Genomic DNA, 6764 nt, shown 5'->3' with positions numbered 1-6764 from the left:
CCACCAGCCGACTTCGACGCTGCCTATGCTGTTCTTGGCGCGCAGCGTAACGCCAAGATCATCGGTATCTTTACGCGTCTCTGGAAGCGCGACGGCAAACCGCGCTACCTGTCCTACCTGCCGCGCATGTGGGATTTGCTGGAACGTGATCTCGCCCATCCCGCACTCGCCCCCGTGGCCCAATGGTTCGCAGCCAACATTCCCACCGACAAGCGCCATCATGCGCTCCAGGAGTTCGCCCCCGAATGATCGACACGGCGATGCTTATGGCCGCCGGCCTTGGCAAGCGAATGCGTCCGCTCACCGCCACCCGGCCTAAGCCGCTGGTCAAGGTCGCGGGCAAGGCATTGATGGACCATGTGCTGGACCGGTTGGAAGCGGGCGGCATCCGCAAGGTCGTGGTCAATGTCCATTATCTCGCCGACACCGTCGAAGCGCATCTGCGCGCCCGCAAGGGAGAGATGGCGTTCGCCATTTCCGACGAACGCGCCAAACTGCTGGAGACGGGCGGCGGCCTCATTCAGGCGAAGCCGCTGCTCGGCGACAATCCGATCATCTGCGCCAATAGCGACAATCTGTGGATCGACGGTCCGCAGGAAACGATGGGCATGATGCGGCGGCTGTGGGATCCCGAGCGCATGGATGCGCTGCTGCTGCTGGTGCCCCTGGCGCGCGCCTATTGCCACAAGGGGCCGGGCGACTTTCATATGGACGCCAATGGCCGCCTGACCCGGCGCAAGTCGGCGCATGTCGCGCCCTTCGTCTATACCGGGGTCCAGATCATATCGCCGGCGGTGCTACGCGATCCGCCGTCGGATGTCTTCTCCACGAATATCTTCTGGAACCGCGCGATAGAGGCCGGGCGTCTCTACGGCGTTTCCCATCAGGGGCTGTGGTTCGACGTCGGCACGCCGCAGGCGATTCCCGTGGTGGAGTCGATCCTGACCCATGGGTGATCGGACGCGTCCGGCACTCTACACCATTCCAGCGCATCGCGCCTTTGCCGATGCACTGGTGACAGGCATGTTAGCGCGCCATGGCGAGGATATACGCGCCCTGGCGCAGGGTATGGTCCTGTTGCCCAGCAACCGCGCAGTCAGGGCAGTCCGCGACGCTTTCGTTCGCCAGTCCAAAGGCGGCCTGCTTCTGCCCCGGCTGGTGACCATCGGCGACCCCGACCTGGGCGAGCAGGTCGGCAGCGCGCTCGATCCCCTCGGCGAAGGCGAACCGCTGCCACCCGCCATCGCGCCGGTGCGACGGCAGATGATCCTGGCGCGCATGGTGCAGGATGTGAAGCCCGGCACGGACGCAGCGCTGGCCTTGCAACTGGGTCAGGCGCTGGGCAGTGTGCTGGACCAGATGCAGGTGGAGCAGGTTCCGCTCCATGCGCTCCGCGACCTCAACCTGTCGGCGGAGCTATCCAGCCATTGGCAGGCGTCGCTGGCGCTGTTCGAAATCCTCCTGTCGCGTTGGCCGGCCGAAATGGCTCGCCTTGGCTGCATCGATCTGGCCGACCGCCGCAACCGTCTGTTTGATCGCCTTGCTGCGCGCTGGGCTGAAGCTCCGCCTTCCGGTTTCGTCGTCGCGGCCGGTATTTCGACCACTGCGCCGGCCGTCGCTCGGCTTTTGCGGCGGATCGCCGAGATGCCCGATGGCATGGTCATCTTCGCCGGGCTGGATCAAAATATGGACGAGGATGGCTGGAACGCCATCGGCCCGTTCGATCCGGACCCTATCACTGGTCGCGCGCCCGCACCGCATGAAACTCACCCCCAATATGCGCTCAAGCATCTGCTCGATCGTATGAGCGCCACGCGAGAGGATGTCGCCCAATGGCGCTGGGGGAGCGAGCATGACGCGCGCGCCGTGCGGGGGCGCAACATCTCCAACGCGATGCTGCCGCCGCGCCTGACAAGCCGCTGGCGTGACCTGAAGACCGCTGACCGGTCGCTCGGCGGCGTGGAAGCGCTGGAAGTCGCCACCCCCGGCGAGGAGGCGCAGGCCATAGCCATTGCCCTGCGCGAGGCGCTGGAAACGCCCGAGCGGACGGCCGCGCTCGTCACGCCCGACCGGCAACTCGCGACGCGCGTATCGGCGCATCTGCGCCGCTGGGGCATAGAGGCGGACGATTCCGCCGGCCTGCCGCTATCACGCCTGCCGCCCGGCACGCTCCTGATCGCCATGGCGGAGGCGGTGGCCGAACGCTTCTCTCCCGTATCGCTGCTGACTCTGATCAAGCATCCGCTAGTCATGCGCGGCGAAGGCCGCCTTGCCTGGCTCGACGGCGTGCGCGGACTGGATCTGTTGCTGCGCGGCCCGCGCCCGCAAGCGGGACTGATGGGCATCGACCTTCTCCTCGCACCGCGCGGCGACGATGATCGGGAAAGGCGGCTGCGTGACGAGGTTCGTGCCTGGTGGCCCACCGCACGCGCGCTGCTCGAACCGCTGGAGAATGGCGCCCGCATCGCGTCCGACCTAGCGGGGCAGTTGGGTATGATCCGGACGCAGGCCGGCGCGCTGTCGGGCGACATGGTCTGGTCGGGTCATCAGGGTCATGCCGCCGCCGATATCTTCGCCGAAATGGAAGCCTTCGCTTCGGAAGGGCCGCGGCAGGCGGATGTCCGCGCGCTACCACTGCTGCTGGATCATATGCTTGCCGGCGTAGCGGTCCGCCCACCGCAGGGCGGCCACCCCCGTGTCGCGATCATGGGGTTGATCGAGGCACGGCTCGCCCAAGCCGACCTCATGATCCTGGGCGGCCTGAATGAGGGCACATGGCCGGGGCTGCCCGCTCCCGATCCCTGGCTCGCGCCGCGCGTGCGCCGCGAACTCGGTCTGCCGGGGCTGGAGAGCCGTATCGGACTTGCCGCGCATGATTTTGCAAGCGCGCTTGGCGCTCCAAATGTTCTCATCACCCGCGCCCGGCGCGGCAGCAGCGGGCCGGCCGTCGCATCCCGCTTCTGGTTGCGCCTGAAGGCGATGGCTGGACCGCAGTGGAGGACGGCAGACCGCTATGCCCTTTTGGCGCAGGTGATCGACCGACCGCATACCCATATCCCGGAGCGTCGACCTTCGCCGGTGCCACCTGCGGCAGTGCGCCCCAGGCTGATCCCCGTCACGGACGTCGACCGGCTGAAGGCCGACCCCTATGCCTTCTACGCCCGGCGCATCCTGCGGCTCGCGCGGCTTGATCCCGTTGATGCCGATGCCGGCCCGGCGTGGCGCGGGACCGCCGTGCATGAAATTCTCCAGCAATGGGCCGAGGAAAAGCGGTTCGATCCCGCCGATCTTGAAGCCCGCGCAAGGGCCATGTTCGAGCGGCCCGAAGTGCATCCGCTGCTTCGCGCCCTGTGGCAACCACGCCTGATCGAGGCGATCCGCTGGATCGCCGCCGAAGTGGCGAAGGACAAGACCGAAGGTCGCACCATCATGGCGGTCGAGCAGGAGGGGCGAGCCGAGGTTGCCGGCGTGACCCTGATGGGCAAGGCCGACCGCATCGACCGCTTGACCAATGGCCAGATCGGGATAATCGACTACAAGACCGGCAAGCCGCCAAGCGCGCGGCAGGTCAAGGCAGGCTTTGCCCTGCAACTTGGGCTGCTCGGCGTCATTGCCGAACTGGGCGGTTTCGAAGGATTGGGCCTGACGCCCAAGGCTGGTGATTTCGAATATTGGTCCCTCGCCAAAAAGGGCGATCAATTCGGCTATCGGGAGAGACCGGTCGATCCGCTGGGCAAGCGCGACAAGATCGTCACCGACGCCTTTACCGCTCATGCCCATGAACAGTTCGAGGCTGTCGCGAACGACTATCTGCTCGGGTCCGCACCTTTCCGTGCGGAGATCAACCCGGAAGTAGCCAATTATGGCGATTATGACCAGCTGATGCGGTTGGAGGAATGGTATGGCCGCGACGATGGCTGACAAGCCGCGCCCCTTGCAAAACCTGCTCGACGATCAGGCGCGCGCCGCTGCGCCTGCCGCGCATGTGTGGCTGTCAGCCTCGGCCGGCACGGGCAAGACCCATGTGCTCACCGCGCGCGTTTTCCGCCTGCTGCTCCAGGGCGTGCGGCCGGAAAATATCCTGTGCCTCACCTTCACCAAGGCGGGTGCGGCCGAAATGGCTGACCGCATTCATGACCGGCTTGCGGGCTGGGTCCAACTCGATGGCCCGGCGCTCGCCGCCGATCTCATGGCGCTGGGTGAGGATATCGGCCCGCAGATGCAGGACAAGGCGCGTCGCCTGTTCGCGGAAGTGCTGGAGTCGACCGGCGGTGGGCTGCGCATTCAGACGATCCATGGTTTCTGCCAGCAATTGCTCGCCGCCTTTCCGTTGGAGGCGGATCTCGCCCCTGGATTCCGCCCGCTCGACCAGCGCGAGCAGGCCAGCCTCGCGCGCGAAACACTGGCCGACCTGGTCCTGCGGGCGCAGAAGCAGGGCGACGAACGACTGATCGGCGCACTACAGGCCCTCAGCCTGCGATTGGGCGAGAGCGGCGCCGAACGCTTCCTTCTGCGTTGCGCCGGATCGGGCGATGCGCTGGATGCGCTGCCCGTTGCGGTTCTGCCATGGTTGACGACAGAATTTGATTTGCCGGAAGGCGATATCGATCAATGGCTTGCAGACCAATGTTCGGACGATCTGTTCGACATGCGGACGCTGGACGGGATTGTCCGCGCCAATGTCAGTTGGGGCAAAGGGCGGGGGCTGGAACGGTGCGACCGGATCGCCGCCTGGCGGGCTCTCGGTCCGGCCGGCCGCGCGGCGACGCTGGACGATCTGCACCGTGCCTGGGCAAAAACGGATGGCGACCTGATCGATGCCAAGGGCTGGGTGCCGCCGATCGACAGCTATCTGGAGATGGCGTCGCGCCTTTACGATCGCTGCCGCGATCTGATCGCCGTCAAGCTGCGCGCCGACTATGCCGCGCTGCTCGCGCAGGCGCTCCATGCCGGGCGCGCCTATGCCCGCGACTATGCGCAGGCCAAGGCGTTGGCGGGTGCGGTGGACTTTGACGACCTTATCGCCCGGACGGCGCGCCTGCTGGAGCAGGAGGGTATCGCCGAATGGATCCGTTACAAGCTCGATCAGCGCATCGATCATATATTGGTGGACGAGGCGCAGGACACCAACGCTGCCCAATGGCGCATCGTCCGTACCTTGGCGGAGGAATTTTTCACTGCCGAGCGGGAAGAGGGGCAAAAGGTTCGCACCATCTTCACCGTGGGCGACTTCAAACAGGCGATCTTCGGTTTTCAGGGCACCAGCCCGGAAAACTTCAGGGCTGCGCAACTATTGTTCCAGCGCGACGCCGACCGCTCCGGCCATGATTTCTTCAACCTGTCGCTGGACCAGAGTTTTCGATCGACACCTGCCGTTCTTGACGTGGTCGACCGCACCATTGCGACCTTGCGCGCTGAGCGGCTGGGGCTGGAACCGGGCGATGTACAGCATATCAGCGCGAACCGCCATCCGGGCGAGGTTCAGCTCTGGAAGCCCGTCATCGCCAACCTCAACGAGGATACCGATGGCGAGGAGGATTGGGCGGCCGATCAGGATCGCGCCTTCGCCACGCGCATAGCCCGCCAGATCCGCGAATGGATCGATAGCGGGCTGATGCTCGAAAGCCGGGGGCGTCCGGTTCGGGCGGGCGACATCATGATCCTTGTTCGCCGCCGCAGCGAACTGGCGCGGCTGATCGTCGCACGACTTTACGAGGAGAAGGTGGCGGTCGCCGGTATCGACCGACTGCGCCTCAACGCGCCGCTCGCCGTGCGCGACCTGCTGGCCGCGCTCCGGTTCGCGGTCCAGCCGGAAGATGAGTTGAACCTCGCCTCGCTGCTGGTGTCGCCGCTCATCGGCTGGAGCCAGGACGAATTGATGCAGCGGCTTATCGGTCGCAAGACCGGGCTGTGGCGGCATCTGAACCAGACGCTGTCCGATGCCGACCTCTCGCCGCTGCGCGGGCTGCTTTCCGCCGCCGATTTCACCACGCCCTATCGTTATCTGGAGGCCATCTTGTCCGGGCCGATCGACGGCCGTCGGCGGCTGGTCGAGCGGTTGGGCATAGAGGCGGCCGATCCGATCGAGGAATTGCTGAACGCGGCATTGGCCTTCGAAAGCGACGATCATCCCTCTCTCCAACGCTTCATCGACTGGTTCGATCGGGGCGAGGTGGAGATCGTCCGCGATGCCGCAGCACAGGGCGACATGCTGCGCCTGCTGACAGTCCATGGTGCGAAGGGATTGCAAGCGCCGATCGTCATCCTGGCCGATGCCTGTGCCGATCCGGATGCGGGGCAGCGCGGCGATTCGCTGGAATGGAACGGCCTGCCGATCCTAGCCCCGCGCAAGGTCGAGCGACAGGGGCCGATCGGCGATGTCGCGAACGAAGCCGCCGAAGAGGAACGCCGAGAACATTGGCGTCTTCTCTATGTCGCGCTGACTCGCGCAGAGGAAAAGCTGGTCGTTGCCGGATCGCTGGGGCCGCGTGCCAAGGGCGAGGTGAAGCCGGAAAGCTGGTTCGCGGCGGTAGAGGGTGCCATGGTTTCGCTCGGTGCGGAGTGGGAAGCCGATCCGATCTGGGGCGCAGCCCGCCGTTGGCGCGGGAATGAGCAATTGCAACCCCGGAAAGCCGACAGGGAAACCGCCGAGGAGCATCCGGCCATCACCGAACCGGCGTGGCTGCGCACGCCGGCCCCGGTAGAGGCGCGCCCACCACGCCCGCTTGCGCCATCTGCGCCGGTCGAGGACGATGTACCCTATC

At 65.9% G+C, this 6764-nt stretch carries 3 protein-coding genes and 1 pseudogene; all 4 read left to right on the top strand.

The window, feature by feature from the left end; translation table 11 throughout:
- Window positions 1-249: pseudogene (locus tag VMR39_RS18855) on the top strand (aminoglycoside phosphotransferase); the annotation flags it as partial.
- Window positions 246-956, top strand: a complete 711-nt coding sequence (locus VMR39_RS18850; protein WP_325417925.1) for a nucleotidyltransferase family protein — start codon at window positions 246-248, stop codon at window positions 954-956. The pseudogene VMR39_RS18855 and the gene VMR39_RS18850, both read left to right, overlap by 4 nt.
- A complete protein-coding gene (addB, locus tag VMR39_RS18845) occupies window positions 949-3921 on the top strand; it encodes a double-strand break repair protein AddB (RefSeq protein ID WP_325417923.1) in 2973 nt (990 codons plus the stop codon). Before VMR39_RS18850 ends, addB begins: the two co-directional genes overlap by 8 nt.
- The coding region (locus VMR39_RS18840) for a UvrD-helicase domain-containing protein (protein ID WP_325417921.1) at window positions 3902-6764 on the top strand (2863 nt) is incomplete at its 3' end. The genes addB and VMR39_RS18840, both read left to right, overlap by 20 nt.

The sequence above is a fragment of the Sphingobium sp. genome, from assembly GCF_035511395.1.
Classification (GTDB): Bacteria; Pseudomonadota; Alphaproteobacteria; order Sphingomonadales; family Sphingomonadaceae; genus Sphingobium.
Note: the sequence above shows the minus strand (reverse complement) of the source record. Positions and strands in the feature narration are given on the sequence as shown.